This is a genomic window from Dyadobacter jejuensis, from assembly GCF_003149085.1.
GTDB classification, from domain to species: Bacteria; Bacteroidota; Bacteroidia; order Cytophagales; family Spirosomataceae; genus Dyadobacter; species Dyadobacter jejuensis.
Genome location: NZ_QGDT01000001.1, coordinates 758,731 through 775,801, shown reverse-complemented (window position 1 = coordinate 775,801; position 17,071 = coordinate 758,731). Strand labels below are relative to the sequence as shown.

The following is a 17,071-nucleotide window of genomic DNA, read 5'->3' as shown; positions in this document are numbered from 1 at the left end:
AGCGATCTGGAACGCTTTTTTATGAGTATTCCAAAAATTAATTTGACTATGGCTATCGTTCAGATCTTCCACAATCCTGGAGCGGGTACAGAGGACCACTCCAAAAAATGGCTCATCCAAACCCTAGAGGAGCAAGGCTTTTCCTGTGTTTATCGATCGACCAACAACAAAAATTGGCAAAAACTCGACTCAGAGGCCGACTTCATCGTGTTGGCTGGGGGGGATGGCACCGTCAGGAAGGTAACCGCCGAACTCTTGAATCGGAAGCTTATAGAGAAAAAATACCCCATAGCCCTGCACCCTCTGGGTACAGCCAATAACATAGCTCTCACCCTCGGACTGAACGATTGTCTAAAGAAATTGAGTGACAATTGGTGGAAGGGCGATGTCAAGAGTTTTGATATCGGCCTCGTAGAAGGCTTAGACCGCCCAGCTTTCTTCTTAGAAAGTCTCGGTTTTGGGCTTTTCCCCAAGTTACTGAAAGAATTGGCGTCGGAGGACCGCCCCACCCATGAAACACCGAAAGAAGAGATTCGTTATATTCTGAAAGTACTGCACCGCCTCGCAGAAACCTACGAACCCAAAGAATGCCATGTGGAGATTGACGGGGAGGACCATTCTGGTGAATACCTATGGGTCGAGGTAATGAATACGCCCTATATGGGGTCTAATTTACAGATGGCTCCCAATGCCGACCCGGGAGATGGCTGCTTGGAAGTAGTCATGATCGAAGCCAAACACCGCAAAGAGCTTTTGAAATACTTGGCAGCGAAAATAATAGGTAACGAGCCCCAGTGGAATCCGCCTTTCAAACAGGCACATCGGGTACGTATCGCTTATAACAGCCCCCATCTCCATATAGATGACCAATACCTGAAACTCCAAAAATTCTCTGAACTTAAAATTCATATTCAAAAGGGCATTTTGGATTTTATAGTCCCTGCATAAAGGTATTCTTTTTTAGAATAAACATGATTTTTACCCTATCAATGAGCGATAAGGTCAAAAAAATATAAAAAAAATCAATTTTGACTGAGTAAACTTGGCCCTGCTTTTGTCCTTCCAGTACATCCTCGAATCTTTTCAAGGACGGAAAGCGCAAAAAAAGCATTATGGCTCCATTTATTACACAGGAAAACTCCAAGGAAGGTTCTTTAGACGGCTTAAGGTACCGTGCTAAGAAAACGCCAGAAGAAACCAAGCCACAAGAGCAAGAGGTACCCGTTAACAACGAATCCTTTGTTAAAGGAATCTTCAACGTCAATCCCGCTCAAGGCTGTGAGCTTCTCTTTAGGTTGTATTATTCTCCCCTGTGTTCCTATGCCGTGCGATTCGTGTACTCCAAAGAAGTAGCCGAAGACATCGTAAGTGAAATATTTTATAACTTATGGAACAGCCAGTCCTATAAGGCTATCAACAGTTCCTACCGCGCCTATTTGTTCCGTTCCGTTCGGAACAGATCCTATAATTACTTGGCCTCTGCCCATCATCAAAAGACGCCCATCAACAGTCTTGATTTGGAAGAACACCCTTCCGACGAATCGGCCGAAGACATGATTCAAATCGATGAATTATTAGGGAAAATACAGCAGGTCGTCAACGCCCTACCTCCCAAATGCAAGGAAATTTTTGTTAGAAGTAGGTTTGAGGGTCAAAAACCCAAAGAAATCGCTACTGAACTTAACCTATCGGTTCGAACCGTGGAGAACCATTTGTTTAAAGCCATAAGTATTTTAAAAAATGCGCTTAGGGATTATTGGTTATGTTTCTTGCTTCTCTGCCTAAGCTGATTCACAAGTACCCGCTATTCCACAAAACATTGATACGGTTATCAACAAATCATGAACCCAACTATAAATAAAACGCTACTACGACTCCATTTCGCTGGCAACAGCAGTTCGCTCCAAAGGCGGATGATCAGTGAATGGCTGAAGGATCCCCACAACCGGGAGCTTTACTATGAATGGCTGGCGGAGTGGGAGCGTCAGAACCCCCAATTCCTACCCGACCCGACCCCAAAGCTAGAAGCCTATGTCGCCCATATGCTTGCGCATCCTAATGACAGGCAGGAGGTAGCGGATGAAATGATTATGCCGCCCTCCGCTCCGAAAACGACCTGGAAAGCCTGGCTAGGCGTAGCCGCAGTGTTGGCGTTGCTCACGCTTTTTGGCGCCCAGTACCGCGAAGAGCTATGGTACAGATCCTACCACACGGCCTATAACGATATTCGGACCTTGACCCTCGACGATGGAACCCGCGTGGTCATGAACTCCAATACGACCCTGCTCATACCACGATTTAAGTTTCGCTTCATGGACCGACACGTCGTACTTAGGGGAGAGGCCAACTTTGCCGTTACCCATGGTCCCAATGATGAGAAGTTTATCGTCAAAACTGACAACGACCTAAAGGTTGTCGTTTTGGGCACCGAGTTTACCGTCAACTCTCGGCGCCGGGGTGATAAGGTGCTCTTGAACAAGGGAAGCATACAACTGGAATACCTTCAAGAGAAAGAAGTTAAGAAACTTCTCATGACCCCCGGCGACCTGTTGACTAGGAGCCAGGATGGGCATATTGAAAAAAGGAAAACCAATATTCACCAGAACTATACCGACTGGATCAACAATCGATTCACCTTCGACGGCACCAGTCTACAGGAGCTAAACCATATGTTTCAAGACAATTATGGAATCTTCTTAAAATTTGAAGGGAAGGAACTACATAACTTTTCACTTTACGGATCGTACCGTGCCAAAAGCGCCGAAGAGCTGATCTTGGCCCTTACCAAATCGGCTAACCTTCAATATAGTCAGAATCAAGATACGATAACCATCATACAGCCCTAAACCCTAATTATAAATCATCTTAAGTTAATTTAAACACTTAGCAAAATGAGAAAAGCAATACTCCTGATGCTCCTAGTTGGGCATCTGACAGGGGGCCTATGCCCTATTCAAGCACAGGTTTTGGCGCAAGTCCAACGAAAAAGCTCCGAGCCTGTCCGACAAAGCAAAACCATTAAACTGAAAGAAGCCCTTAACATTTTAAAACAACAATATGGCATCGACTTGCTGTTTTTCGGGAAGGATCTGGACTCCTATGAGGTGCCTTCTTCCGGCATTAACCCCAGCAAGAGCCTAGAGAAAAACTTGGATCAATTGCTTTCCCCTTTAAAGCTACAATATCAGAAACTGGACAAGGGTGAGAGCTATATGATCACAGAGTCTAAAAACCTTAAAACCAGCCAGAGTACACCCAACACATCCACCAAGACGGTGATCGGCAATAAGGCGGCCCCTCGTATCGAGGCATCACCCATTGAAATAACCATTAAAGGCAAGGTGAGCGACCTCGACAATGGGGAGCCTCTTCCGGGCGTAAGTATTGTAATAAAAGGTACCCAAACGGGCACTATTACCGATACGGATGGGAACTTTAGCCTAGAGGTCTCCGACCCTACCGACCTATTGATTTTTAGTTTCGTAGGCTACCTCCCCAAGGAGGTAACGGTAGGTCAGCAGACCCAACTGAACATACAACTTTCTCCCGACAACAAGGCCCTCGATGAAATCGTGGTGATTGGCTACAGTTCCAAAAACCAAACGCAGCTATCGAGCTCGGTGTCGGTGGTAAGTGCCGAAAAACTGAAAGGAGTAACGAGTCCGAGTTTGGGGAATTTGCTTCAAGGAAAAGCTTCAGGGCTAATGATATCCTCGGGAACGGGGCAACCGGGAGCTGACCCAGCCATCCGCATCAGGGGTACGGGCACTATTTCGGCAGGGGCAGGGCCCTTATACGTCGTAGATGGGGTGATTGGCGGTACTGCCAACCCCAGCGACATCGAATCGGTAACGGTCCTGAAGGATGCCGCCGCCACTGGTCTCTATGGGTCGCGGGCCGCCAATGGGGTCATCGTCATCACCACCAAAAGCGGTAAGTCTGGAAAAACCAATATCCAAGTCAACAGTTCTATTGGTATTAGTGAAATTTCGAGAGGGAAATTCAGAATGATGAATACCCAAGAATACTACGACTATACCCGGCCCCTCTATGTGAACGATTATAATGGTAAAAGAGAGGGCTTTATCCAGCAGTTGGAAGCCACCAATCCCAATCCAAGCCCCGAAGAAATCAATGCCTATCTGACTTCCAAAAATCTACCGACCAGTCTGGACGATTATTTACAAGTCAACTTCCCGGAGAGCCTGCTCAATTACGATACCAACTGGAGTGATCTGATATATCGGAAAGGCCTTACTCAAAACTATGACGTGTCTGTGTCGGGAGGGGATGAAAAAACCAAGTTTTACATCGGTGGCAATTATTATCATGAAAAAGGCACCATCACCACCTCGGCTTATGAGCGCTATAACCTCCGCATGAACCTAGACCATCGAATTTCACAGCGGCTACGACTAACCGGACGCATCAATGGACGCATGGATGGCACCAATTACGATTACTCTGGCGACCGTGGTGGGGCTTATACCACCTACTTCAACCTCCCCACCGACCGCCCCTATAACGACGATGGGAGCATCCGTATCGGAACCGAGTCGGATTGGTTTGGCCGCGACCGGTTCAATTTCCTATACCCGATGCAATACAACTATAGCAAATCCCGATCCAGCGACGTCCAGGCCGACTTGGTCCTGAATTATGATATCAACGATTGGCTAAGTTTTTCGACCACCAACCGGGTGAGCCTCAAGAATCAGCGTGCCGAGATATATGATGATCCCAGAACACTTACCGGTGGTATCCGCAAAGGACTGCTGCGCAACAACAGTATTTATGATCAAAGTCTGCTAAACTCTAATCTGCTTAAAGCGAGTCATAACTTCGGATCGCACGGAATATCCGGATTGATAGGGGCGGAGTTCCAATCCAATTACGGCGACTTTACCAACAGCAGCGGGGGCGGAGTACCGATAGGCCTGCACGTCATGGACGTTTCGGCTAACCCAGTGGCCATAGCAGGATCCAAATACCGCAGCGCTTTCAACTCCTATTTCACCCAGGCAGACTATAACTACAACAACCGCTATTTCCTTACCGCTTCCTTACGCCGAGACGGATCGTCCAAGTTTGGACAAAACAATCAATATGGAAACTTCTGGGCCGTGGGGGGATCGTGGATCCTCTCGAATGAAGCGTTTATCAAAAATTCAAAGTATATATCTCTGTTGAAACTCCGTGCCAGCTACGGAACTACCGGCAACGCCAACATTACCGATTTTATAAGCAGGGCCTTGTATAGCTACTCTACCCAGTACAACGGTACGGCTGGAGCCATCCCCGCCCGTTTAGAAAACCCTGACCTCACCTGGGAGAAGGCCTATACGACCAATTTAGGACTAAATATAGGCTTTTTCAATAGAATAGAACTCTCTATAGACGCTTACCAACGCGACACTAAAAACCTGCTATTCGATGTCCCCCTTTCCTCTGCCACGGGCTTTAAAACCCAGATACAAAACGTGGGGCAGATTCGTAACCAAGGATTGGACCTAGAGCTTAATACGGTGAATATAAAAACTGAGAATTTTACCTGGACCTCCAATCTAAACATAGGCTTTAACCGCAACAAGGTAGTGGCCCTATACCAGGGCCAGGATATAGACCTTGGAACCCGCCGGGTCATCGTGGGACAGCCTTTAGGCACTTGGTTTATGCGGAAATGGCTAGGCGTAGACCCGGCCACGGGAGACCCTCAATGGGAAATCGTTCATTATAATGAGGATGGAAGCGTAAAAAGCCGGGAGGCTACCAACAATTATAACCTCGCTACCCGACAGATTGTCGGCAGAGGGTTACCCAAATTTACCGGTGGTTTTTCCAATAACCTCTCCTACCGAGGCCTTCATCTGGACGTCTTCTTTACCTTCACCCAGGGCAACCAGATCAACCATGCCCTTCGCGAAAATCTGGGCGCCGATGGAGCCTACCCTACTACCAACAGCATTGCCCTACGCCCGGGCGATGTACGATGGGAAAAGCCTGGAGACATCGCCAAATACCCCAGGGCCGTTCTCGGTGGTAACCTCAATTCTAACAAAATGTCGTCAAGATACCTTGAAAACGGGAGCTATATCCGATTACGAAACGTAAGGCTAGGCTACGATTTGCCGCAGGCTTTCATTGAAAAACTAAAATTGGGCAGTCTTAACATTTTTGTCTCGGGCGATAACCTGCTTACCTGGACCAAGTTTAGCGGAATGGACCCAGAGGTATCCTTAGACAATCCTTCCGCAAGCCTCACCAATTACTTTATTAGCAAAAAGGTTCTTTTTGGAATCAATATAGGCCTATAACCTTAAACCATCTCGTCAATTATGAAACGTTTATTATCGATCCTTTTAATCTGGACGGCGCTGCTACTATCTTCTTGCGAACTTGGCTTGGAACCCTATAATGGAAAAGAAGCACAGACACTCTTTAATACGGTAGAAGGAGTCCAGGACGCTACCACGGGGAATTATAGCCTATTAAAGACCCTCGAATATGCTACCTTCTACCACTTCCTGACCGAATATGCCAGTGACAACGTAACCCTAAGCGGCTCTACGGGAAACACCTTCTTTTTTGCCTATAACTACCGGCATATTGTAGACATGACCCAGACCTCGGGCTTTTGGAGATGCGCTTACGAGTTGATCTATGGCGCCAATAAAGTCATTGAAAATGTCAGCCCAGAAACCTCTCCTGCCCTGGATCAGCTGTTGGGAGAAAACCTGTTCCTTAGAGCCATGGCGCATTTCGACCTGGTCAATACTTTTGGCCGGCCTTATACACAGAATGATGGGGCAGGATTAGGCGTGATGATCAGAAAAGATACCGATGTCAAAACGCTTCCCCCGAGAAGTACCGTCAAAGAGGTTTACGATTTTATCATCGCCGATCTACTCCAGGCCGCTTCATTAATGTCCGTTAGTAAAAGCAACAGCTATGCCTCCAAAGAGGTAGCCTATGCCTTACTCTCTCGGGTGTACCTTTTCAAAGGAGAAAATGCTAAGGCCGTTGAGTATGCCAATAAAGTGATAGATAGCGGCCGATACAATCTGGCAGACACTGAGACCTTCAAAAAATACTACAGCCAATCCAACGAAAGCAGCGAGACGATTTTCGCCATTAAACATACCCCTGTAGATGACCTGGGGAAAGGTTCTATTGGCTCGATGTACGACGGTACCGGTGGGCTAGGCTGGGGAGAAATGTACGTATCGCAGTCCTATAGAGACCTGATCGGACAACACCCTTCCGATGTTAGGAGCACCTTCTTCGCTCCCTTTTATATTAAAGATGCAAGCGGGAAACTCGTATTGGCCAACCGCAATGGGATTCCCAAATACTTTATTTACAAGTATTCGGGACAGGATGGTATCCAAACCCTAAGCTCTCCGATATACCTTCGGCTGGCCGATATATACCTGATTCGTGCCGAAGCCCTCGCCAAGCTGGATCGAGATGTCGAGGCCCTGGCCGACGTCAACCGGATCCGTACTCGAGCAGGACTCTCCGAGTCAGCGCACTATTCCCCGGCTAATATGCAGGGCAAAGCCACAGCTTTGGAGGCAGTGTTAGAAGAAAGACACCTGGAATTGGCCTTCGAATGTCAGCGCAAATTCGACCTTTTCCGTAACAACCTACCCTTGGTGCGAAACTATCCCGGGTACCATTTGCTAAGTGGGCAAAATTCGCAAGTCATAGAGCCTACCGATCCTCGGGTCGTTTATTTTATCCCTCAGCAAGAGCTCATATTAAACCCCAATCTGGAACAAAACCCTTAACCATTTGAGAAAAGAATGAGGGGCAGGAAATATCCTCCCCTCATTCAACTTAATTGCGTCTTTCCGACACAATGACAAGACAAAATACTATATTTGTTAAATGATATTTAAACCAACTAAAATGCTGGTATCTTTTAAAAATTCGTTGGCCGTGGTCGCCCTATTGTCGTGGACTATGGCCTGTCAAAAAACTCAGGGCCACGGCCAGGAGGACATAAAGCGTCCGAATATCCTGTTTTGCATAGCCGACGATGCCTCCTATCAACATATGAGCGCCTACGGACTAACCGACTGGGTACAGACTCCAGCTTTTGACGAAGTGGCGGCAGCTGGGGTCCTGTTTTTAAATGCTTATACACCCAATGCCAAATGTGCTCCTTCCCGATCCTGCATACTTACGGGTCGTAACCCATGGCAACTAGAAGAGGCCGCCAATCATGTCCCTAACTTTCCGGCGAAGTTTACCACCTGGATGGAGGCCTTAGGAGCCAACGGCTATCAGACCGGCTATACGGGAAAAGGATGGTCCCCTGGAAATCCTGGCAGCAAAGATGGCAAACCGCGACTCCTCACCGGGAAGGCCTATCAGGACAAAAAACTACAGGCTCCTACCTCTTCGATATCTTCTACGGACTATGCCGCCAATTTTAAAGATTTTCTGGATCAGCGTACCGACGACAGTCCTTTCTGTTTTTGGTATGGGGGCCATGAGCCACATCGGTCCTATGCCTACGGATCGGGGCTTACCCAAAGCAAGAAGAAACTCTCGGACATTGACAAGGTACCCGCCTACTGGCCCGACAACGAAACCGTCCGTACCGATATGTTGGACTATGCCTTCGAAGTAGAATATTTTGATCAAAATCTGGGAAAAATACTGTCTGTTTTAAAAGAGAAAGGAGAGTTGGAAAACACGATCGTTATCGTGACCTCCGACAACGGTATGCCTTTTCCTAGGGTAAAAGGCCACGTTTACGAATACGACAACCACCTTCCTCTCGCTATTATGTGGCCCAAGGGCATTGCAAACAAGGGGCGAAAAATTGAGGATTTCGTCAGCTTCAACGACTTTGCCCCCACCATCCTGGAAGCTGCCGGCGTGAGCCATCAGCAGAGTACCATGCAAGAAGTGGAAGGAAAGTCCCTGCTGCCTCTTTTGCAATCGAGCAAATCGGGCCAGACCGGCCTAGGTCGGGACCATATGTTGGTCGGAAAAGAACGAACCGATGTAGGTAGGCCTCATGACCAGGGATACCCTGTACGAGGCATCATCAAGGACAAGTATATATATACCATCAACTATCAGCCTGACAGATGGCCTGGGGGGAACCCCGAAACGGGGTATCTGGATACCGATGGTAGCCCTACCAAAACGGAGGTACTCCAAGCCCGTCGCAACGGCACCAGCGATAGCTTCTGGAAGCTTGCTTTTGGCAAGAAAGGCAGCGAAGAACTTTATCGATTCGACCAGGACCCCGACGGGGTAAAGAACCTGGCCAACGACCCTGCATACAAAACGTTAAAAGCATCCCTTAAAAAACAGTTGGAAGAAGAATTAAAAAAACAGAAAGATCCCCGTATGTTTGGGAATGGAGCTGTATTTGACAACTATCCTTACTCCGAGGCTAAAACCCGAAATTTCTACGAACGCTATATGCGCGGTGAGGATATCAAGGCAGGATGGGTCAACGAAACGGATTTCGAAAAAGTAGACCAATAAATTATGAAAGTATTCCGCATGGCAGTGGCACTATTTTGTGCTACTGTCGCTCTGCCTTCTCAGGCCCAAGTTAAACCCAATATTCTCTGGATCACCATAGAAGACACCTCCCCGCAGTTTATAGGGTGCTATGGCAATAAAAATGCCCGTACGCCAGTCATCGATCAATTGGCCTCGGAGGGCATAAGGTTTACCAACGCCTTCTCCACCGGAACGGTGTGCTCTCCAAGCCGAACGGCCCTAATTACCGGTGTCAAAACCTACGAAGCAGGGACCGGCAACCACCGGAGCAATTACCCCGTCCCCGACTTCATCAAAGGATTCCCTTACTATTTGCAGCAGCAAGGGTATTATACGAGCAATAACAGCAAGACCGATTATAACGTGGCCAACACCCAGGCCTTTATAGACGAAGCCTGGGACGAGAGCTCCAATAAGGCTGGCTGGTGGAAACGCAAAGCCGGACAGCCATTCTTTGCGGTTTTCAATATTATGGACTCCCACCAGTCCCGCACCATGACCAACACCTATGCCCAGTACCAGAAGGATGTCCTAGACCAGCTTCCCGCAGCCGATCGGATAGCCGAAGATGCCTTCGAGATGCCGCCCTTTTATCGGGACAGCCCAGAGATGCGGAAGCAGTTTGCAAGGGTATATAACGCCATAAAGCTCACCGACAACAAAATAGGAAAGATTTTGGAGCGATTGGACCAAGACAAGCTTCGCGACAGTACCATTATCTTCTTCTTTGCTGACCATGGCGAAGGCGTGCCCAGAGGAAAGACCAACGGAATCAACCTAGGCTATAGGGTCCCTTTCGTGCTCTGGATACCCGACATGTACAAGCATCTGAGTCCATGGAAAAAAAGTGGGATGATCACCGACGAACTCATCGACTTCAGTGACCTCGCCCCTACCCTGATCAGCCTGGCAGGAGGTACTCCTCCTGAGCATATGAAAGGTAAGGTTCTGATGGGAAAAGAACGTCAGAAACCCAGTGACCACCTCGTCTTATCCTCCGACCGCTCCGACAACGGCATCGACCTGGTCCGTAGCGTCACCGATGGCCGCTTCGTTTACTCCCGCAACTACATGCCCTATATGCCTGAGGCACGATATATCCGTTATATGGAAATCGGTGATATTAAGCAGCAAATGCGTATGGACTTAGCCAACAACAAACTTAACGCCTTACAGAGTAGCCTGTTCGCCCCTCGGCCAACGGAATCGCTTTATGATATAGAGAAGGATGTATGGGAAACCAAAAACTTGGCCCAGGACCCAGCCTACAAGTCCCTTATGGGTAAGATGAGAAAACGCCTCGACCAGAACCTGACGGAGGCTAGGGATGTGCTACTGTTACCTGAATACGAAATAGCCCAACTATCCAAGACGACAACACCCTATTCCTACCGCCTCACCGACGCTACCTATCCTTTTAAGAAGGTGTATGCTGCGGCCTCCCTCTCGGGGATACGTTCTAAGAAGTCGGCCAAGCAGCAGGTAAAACTCCTAACAGACGCCAGTCCGGTGGTACGGTACTGGGCCGCTATGGGCCTTCATTCCCAAAATAAAGAGACACTTCTTCCCTTTAAAAACTCCTTACAAACGGCGCTGTCGGATAGCTATCCACCCGTTAAGGCCATTGTATCGTCTATCCTGGTAGAAGTGTTTGAGGATAAACAAGCGGAATCTGAGCTTAAAACGCTATGTCTCTCCCCCAACCCTGAACTGGCCCTGATGGCCGTGAACGAGCTATTGTACCTTACCGACAGAACCCCCTTTGTGGAAACGGTAAAGACCCAGCATGAGCGCCTATCCTCCTTACCAAAAGGTGATCATTCGACAGCTTATAAAGTAAAAGCCGCCTGTATAGACGTGCTAGGGAGCTTGGGCTTAGTCCCCAACAATCCGACCTATAGCGAATAATAGGGTATCATTCTTACAAATAGAAAATAGGCATTCCACTACAGAATGCCTATTTTTACTTTATGAAGAAAAAAAACAATCCAACCCCTTCTAAGGCCGAACTACGACAACAAATTGTGGAGTCGGCCATTGCTTCCTTTCAGATTGAAGGGATCAGCATCCCTCCTTTGGAGGCCCAGAGGCTCCTGGAAAAGATAGAAGCTAGACTGGAAAGATAAATCGGATGAGTCGCTCCATCGGCTGGTATTCCTGACTGGCGGCGGCTTGCACCGCCCCTATATAAGCCTTCATCACTTCGGCATCTATTCGCTCGTACCGAAGAGGTGCATAGCCCTGCTTTCTCATCATCAGATTGGCCAATAACCGGGCAGTACGCCCATTGCCTTCCCGAAAGGGATGGATAAATAGCAGTTCAGCATGTACTTTTGCCAAATCGACGATAAACGACTCTGGGTCGTTGTAGCGATGCGGCATGTTACCGAGTATTTCTGACTGAAGTAATTCCATGGACTGGGGTAAGAACTGCGCCGAAGGAAACACAAAGCCCCCTTTCGACATATTGACATCCCTATATTTCCCGGCAAACGGATAAAGATGCCCCAGAGCCATTCGATGCATAGCCAGTATGTATTTCAAGTCGAATTTGGCACGACTCGTCAACGCTTCGGTAAGCCGGATCTCCGCCTCCAAAAAACCCTCAAACTCCGAAAACCCAACGGCCTCAAAAGTCGTAAGACCCAATTTATTAGGAAGAATAGGCGGACTCACATTTTCTTGCATCAGTAGGAAGGATATTGTCTGTCGAAATCGCTGGCAGAAGGCTATTTTACCAGGGTGTATTTACTGGTTACAAGATCGCTATTTTCTCATCAAAAAGCAATAAAAACCCCCTATTCAATAAGCAACAAACGTCGCGCTTCCAAGGTGCTTGTCCTTGTTTTGGGATTTAAAAACTTACCTTTCAGCCGGGTGATATGGAAATGCTCCGAATCGGTAATCAGCTGGGTCTTCAATCCGGCGGCGGTAAGGCTGTCGGCTATGGCCTTGGAAGTATACAGCAGGGCAGGTTTCGTCTCTAAAAATGCGGCCAAATCGGCTTGCTGGTCGAGTAGTTGTACCTCTCCAGGAGCATAAAACTCGAAGGCATAGGAAAAGCTATCGTAAGTCCCTATGGGGAGACCGGCCCAGTCGTCCTTTATCTGCTTGGCCACCTCACTACCCGACTGATATTTAAACAAAAATGGGTAAAAAATAAAAAATAAGAAGCCAGAAATCAGACAGAAGGTAACCATTCCTTTCACCATAATAGCCTCCAGCCCATTGGCTCGTTTCCCTACCAAAACGGCCCCAATGGCCAACAGAGCGCCTACTATCAGCCAAGGCCAATGCGGAAGCCCCACCCAGTAGCTAAGGGCCAGAACCAAGCCCACCACCAATCCGAAGATGATATTCTGACTGATTATTAGCCCACGCAGTCGAGCATGTAGGTCCAACTGAACCAACCCATTGGCCGTAATAATGGCCATATACGGAAAGCAAATGATAATATAATGAGGTAGTTGAAACTTGGACAGTGAAAAAAGCAGGAACGTTACAGCCACGCTACCGAGGAGTACCCACCGCCTGGGCTCATCTTTGAGGGAAGGCCTCAGTTTATAAAAAAGGGCTGCCAACAGTCCCAGCGTCCAAGGCAAAAAAGCCCATAAGGTGGTATGTACAAAGAAGGTCGGATCGCCCGACCCTTTGATGGGCCCGGTATTGAAGAACCGGCCAAACTGACTATCCCAAAAGAAGAATCGTATCCCGGACACCTCGTACTTCCCAAACACCAGTTTTTCGGGGTGCATATCGAACTGCACATACAAGGCGTACAGTTCAGGAAGAATAAAAATGAAGCTCAAGGCGAGCCACGCCCACCAGCGCCAGTCGACAAGGAATTTCCACTGGGCCGTCACCAGCCAATAGATCCCCCACCCGGCGCCTATGGTAATGAGCACGAACAGCCCTTTGGTCATGAGAGCGGCGGCGGTAAAGAAGGCCGCCATCACCAAGGCTTTCCCACTCGAATCGCGATCGAGCAGCAACATATAGTACACAGCCCCTATGATCGTAGTGGTGAGGTAAGGCTCTGCACGGACGTCAAAATTGGCCAAAACCGTGTGCAAGGCCGTGGCTTGAATGAGCACGGCCACCTCGGCTACCCGCCTGTTGTACAGCAAATTTCCCGTCAAATAGGTAAAACGAAGCCCCAGCAACCAAAACAAAAAAGCAGGTAGTTTATAGGCGAAGCTATTGATTCCAAATACGGAATAGCTCAGGGCAGTCACCCAAAAAGGAAAATGGGGCTTATCGAGCCAGTCGCTCCCATTCCCATACATATTGAGCCAATCCCCATCTCTTACCATTTTCTTGGCAATCGTGGCATATAAGGCTCCATCTGGCTCTATAATAGGCAGCCAGAGGGCTGGCAGATTGAATAAAATCGCCACAATCAACAACAAGCCAAAAATATTCAAACGTTGTCCATCCGATGGTCCCATAGCGAATGGGCTTATTTTTTCTTTATCAAGCAGCATGCTGTCCAATTATTTTTTTCAAAAAACTCCATACAATTCGTCCGCTGGCGGCTATCCAGCCCTTGCATAAGTCGCAAAATTACGACATTAACGGGTACAACGCCTCTAGATCACCGATATTAAATCGTTGGCAATAGGAAGCAGGGGACTATACGGCGGTTCAAAGTTGGGTCAAAAGAATTTTATAAAAAACCTGAGCAAACTGTTTAAATTGCCGTCTAGTTCTATCCCACCACATCAAATAAACTTTATAGTGAAGAATCGATACCTCCTAGCAGCCGTTTTATGCACCCTGGTGCTCGGTTGTAAAAACCCTGAAAAAAGCAAAAGCAAGCCTATATCCTCCGAAATAGCGAAAACAGCTTCTGAAAAACCTGAAAAAAAATCCGACAAAAAAACCTATTCCGATATCATCACCAAGAAGGCCATAACCGATTTGGGCTTGTTTCAGGTGCATCAGGTACAGGACAAATATTACTACGAAATCCCCAAGGATTTGATAGGAAAGGACCTCTTGTGGGTGACCAGGATCGCACAAATCCCTGCGAACTTAAGTCCATACCTGAACGCGGGCTCCAAGGTAAACGAACAGGTGGTACGCTGGGAAGTAAAGCACGATAAGCTGCTATTGAAGTCTATCTCCTTCGACAACGTGGCCAACGACACCATTCCTTTGGGGAAATCGGTACAGCAAAATAACTTCTCCCCCATCCTTTTTGGTTTCGATATCGAACTGGGTGCTACCGATAGCACCGGTTATTTGATTCAAGTGGGTAAACTTTTTGAGGAAGATGTACCGGCGCTGTCGGGCCTAAATCCCAACCTTCGGAAAGACTATAAGGTGAGCCGACTGGACAAAAGTAGGTCGTTTATCGATACTGTCAAGTCCTTCCCCACCAATATAGAAGTGCTGCATACCATGACTTATGTGGCGGCGGCTCCTCCTGCCAACAAAGACGCCGAGACCCTTACCCTGCAAATGAACCAGTCGATGATCCTGCTCCCGGAGGATAAAATGACCTCTAGGCTGTATGACGAACGGGTGGGATGGTTCACCACCAAAAAAGTGGATTACAGTTCTGAAGCCCTGAAATCGGACACCAAAACGTACCTACGCCGCTGGAAACTGGTTCCTAAGGACCCGGCTGCTTATTTGCGCGGAGAGCTCGTAGAGCCCGTAAAGCCCATCGTCTATTACCTAGATCCGGCCACGCCGCGAAAATTCAGAAAGTATTTTAAGCAGGGTATAGAGGATTGGCAGGTAGCCTTTGAAGCCGCAGGTTTTAAGAATGCCATCATCGCCAAAGATGCCCCTACCCCGGAGGAAGACCCGGAGTTTAACCCTGAAGATGCCCGCTATTCGGTGGTACGCTATGTAGCCAGCACCACCCGCAACGCAGTAGGCCCTAGCGTATCCGATCCTCGGACCGGTGAGATCATCGAGAGCGATATCATCTGGTACCACAACCACCTACGTTCCTACCGCAACCGCTACCTGATAGAAACTGGCGCTGCCAACCCTACCGCACGCACCTTGGATACCTCACCCGAAGAGATTGGAGAGATGATGCGCCGGGTGATCAGCCACGAGATAGGCCATGCCCTAGGCTTGCCCCATAATATGAAAGCCAGCTCGGCTTATCCGACCGACAGCCTGCGTTCGGGAAGTTTTACTCAGAAGTTCGGGATCGCCACCACCATTATGGACTATGCCCGGTTCAACTATATAGCTCAACCAGGCGATCAAGACATCCGGTTTGTACGGCAGATGGGACCTTACGATTACTATGCCATCGAATATGGCTACCGCTGGTATCCTAACGTTACTACCCCAGAAGATGAAAAGCAGATTCTGCACCATTTCGTCTCTAAGCATTCGGAGGACCCCATCTACCAGTTCGGCTCGGGATCCAGTGGCTACGACCCCGATTCTCAGACGGAGTCGGTGGGTGCCGATGCCATAAAGGCCAGCACTTATGGGTTGAAAAACTTGAAAATAGTAGCGAAAAACTTGATCGACTGGACCGCCAAGCCAGATGAAAACTACGAGGACCTGGAGGAGATCTATGGAGAACTGCTAGGGATTTGGAGCCGGTACATCGGCCATGTAGCCACCAATATCGGCGGAGTACACCAGACCCTCCGCACCCAGGACCAACCGGGCGCCATATACCAACCCGTACCCGCCAACACCCAACGCGCCGCCACGGAGTGGATGGCCCAATATGCCTTAGTAAGCCCCGAATGGCTCCTCGACCCACAGATCGTTCAGCGCATCAGCTACAAGGGCGTTACCGATAAAATCGGCAGCCTCCACAACAGAGCCCTGGCGGGGGTGTTTAATCCCGAAGCTATGGCTAGGATGCTGGACAATGAACTGATGCACCCCTCCGAGAAGGTATATACCCTTCAAGAAATGATCGCGACCATATCTCAGGGTATCTGGAAAGATGTACTGGCAAAGGGCTCTTCCGACCCCATCCAACGTCAACTTCAGAGAAGCTACGTGAGCCGTGTCGAAACGATATTGAAGGATAAGAAAACCACCTCTACCGATATAGACGCCTTGCTAAAGGCCAACTTGCGTCTGATCACTGCCAAACTCAAGACGGCATCGGGCCCAGCAGTGGTCAAGGCCCATTATCTGGATATGGCCGAAAGGATCGATAGTATACTAAAGGGTAAAGAAGCTTAAAAGACATTTATCCAGACCAAAAAGGCTCCTTGTGGAAGGGAGCCTTTTTGGTCTATTTCAAGGGGCTAAATGCTGAATTTCATGTCGAAATTTCTAATTAATCGCATAATAGGCTGGTCTTAAAACCATTAAGGCCTCTTCGTCCTTAAATTCGACCATGGGATTTTTATGTTCTGTCCTCAGGCTTTTAATGTTTAGCATCACAGTGGGATGGGCGCCGGCTTACCAAGCAACACCATGTGCTACCATCCTTCACAGAACTCATTAAGTGGAATTGCCCCCTAACAGAGCATAGCTTTCACCCCAGTCACAGAATGCATCGTTCCGATGCAATACAGAAGCAAATTCCTGCAACTTCTCT

Annotated in this window: 11 protein-coding genes; 9 read left to right on the top strand and 2 right to left on the bottom strand. The window is 48.3% G+C overall.

Annotation, left to right across the window (positions count from 1 at the left end; all coding sequences use genetic code 11):
- Window positions 1-21 precede the first annotated feature (21 nt).
- The 8 genes from CLV98_RS03170 to CLV98_RS23375 all read left to right on the top strand — a co-directional run bounded on the left by CLV98_RS03170 (window position 22) and on the right by CLV98_RS23375 (window position 11,657).
- Window positions 22-948, top strand: a complete 927-nt coding sequence (locus CLV98_RS03170) for a diacylglycerol/lipid kinase family protein (protein WP_109672690.1) — start codon at window positions 22-24, stop codon at window positions 946-948.
- Between the two features lie 164 nt (window positions 949-1,112).
- Window positions 1,113-1,790: an RNA polymerase sigma-70 factor gene (locus CLV98_RS03160; protein WP_109672686.1), complete on the top strand. Its 678-nt coding sequence runs from the start codon at window positions 1,113-1,115 to the stop codon at window positions 1,788-1,790.
- Window positions 1,791-1,841: 51 nt separating this feature from the next.
- On the top strand, window positions 1,842-2,846 hold the full coding sequence (locus tag CLV98_RS03155) for a FecR family protein (protein WP_109672684.1): 1,005 nt from the start codon (window positions 1,842-1,844) through the stop codon (window positions 2,844-2,846).
- Between the two features lie 45 nt (window positions 2,847-2,891).
- A complete protein-coding gene (locus CLV98_RS03150; protein WP_109672682.1) occupies window positions 2,892-6,314 on the top strand; it encodes a SusC/RagA family TonB-linked outer membrane protein in 3,423 nt (1,140 codons plus the stop codon).
- Between the two features lie 21 nt (window positions 6,315-6,335).
- On the top strand, window positions 6,336-7,790 hold the full coding sequence (locus tag CLV98_RS03145; RefSeq protein ID WP_109672680.1) for a RagB/SusD family nutrient uptake outer membrane protein: 1,455 nt from the start codon (window positions 6,336-6,338) through the stop codon (window positions 7,788-7,790).
- Window positions 7,791-7,911: 121 nt separating this feature from the next.
- Window positions 7,912-9,510, top strand: a complete 1,599-nt coding sequence (locus CLV98_RS03140; RefSeq protein ID WP_229203176.1) for a sulfatase family protein — start codon at window positions 7,912-7,914, stop codon at window positions 9,508-9,510.
- A 3-nt stretch (window positions 9,511-9,513) separates the two neighbouring features.
- Window positions 9,514-11,439 carry a sulfatase family protein gene (locus CLV98_RS03135; RefSeq protein ID WP_109672678.1) on the top strand — a complete coding sequence of 642 codons (1,926 nt, stop codon included), beginning with the start codon at window positions 9,514-9,516 and terminating at the stop codon, window positions 11,437-11,439.
- Window positions 11,440-11,501: 62 nt separating this feature from the next.
- Window positions 11,502-11,657 carry a hypothetical protein gene (locus CLV98_RS23375; RefSeq protein ID WP_158281193.1) on the top strand — a complete coding sequence of 52 codons (156 nt, stop codon included), beginning with the start codon at window positions 11,502-11,504 and terminating at the stop codon, window positions 11,655-11,657.
- On the opposite strand, the gene CLV98_RS03130 is transcribed toward CLV98_RS23375, so the two are convergent.
- Window positions 11,641-12,219, bottom strand: coding sequence for a Fic/DOC family protein (locus CLV98_RS03130; RefSeq protein WP_109672676.1), 579 nt, complete (start codon window positions 12,217-12,219; stop codon window positions 11,641-11,643). The two genes, CLV98_RS23375 and CLV98_RS03130, sit on opposite strands and share 17 nt — an antisense overlap.
- Window positions 12,220-12,329: 110 nt before the next feature.
- On the bottom strand, window positions 12,330-13,979 hold the full coding sequence (locus CLV98_RS03125) for an ArnT family glycosyltransferase (protein WP_109673053.1): 1,650 nt from the start codon (window positions 13,977-13,979) through the stop codon (window positions 12,330-12,332).
- 289 nt (window positions 13,980-14,268) lie between these two features.
- On the opposite strand from CLV98_RS03125, the gene CLV98_RS03120 reads away from it, so the two are divergent.
- Window positions 14,269-16,710, top strand: coding sequence for a zinc-dependent metalloprotease (locus tag CLV98_RS03120; RefSeq protein WP_109673052.1), 2,442 nt, complete (start codon window positions 14,269-14,271; stop codon window positions 16,708-16,710).
- Window positions 16,711-17,071: the final 361 nt, after the last annotated feature.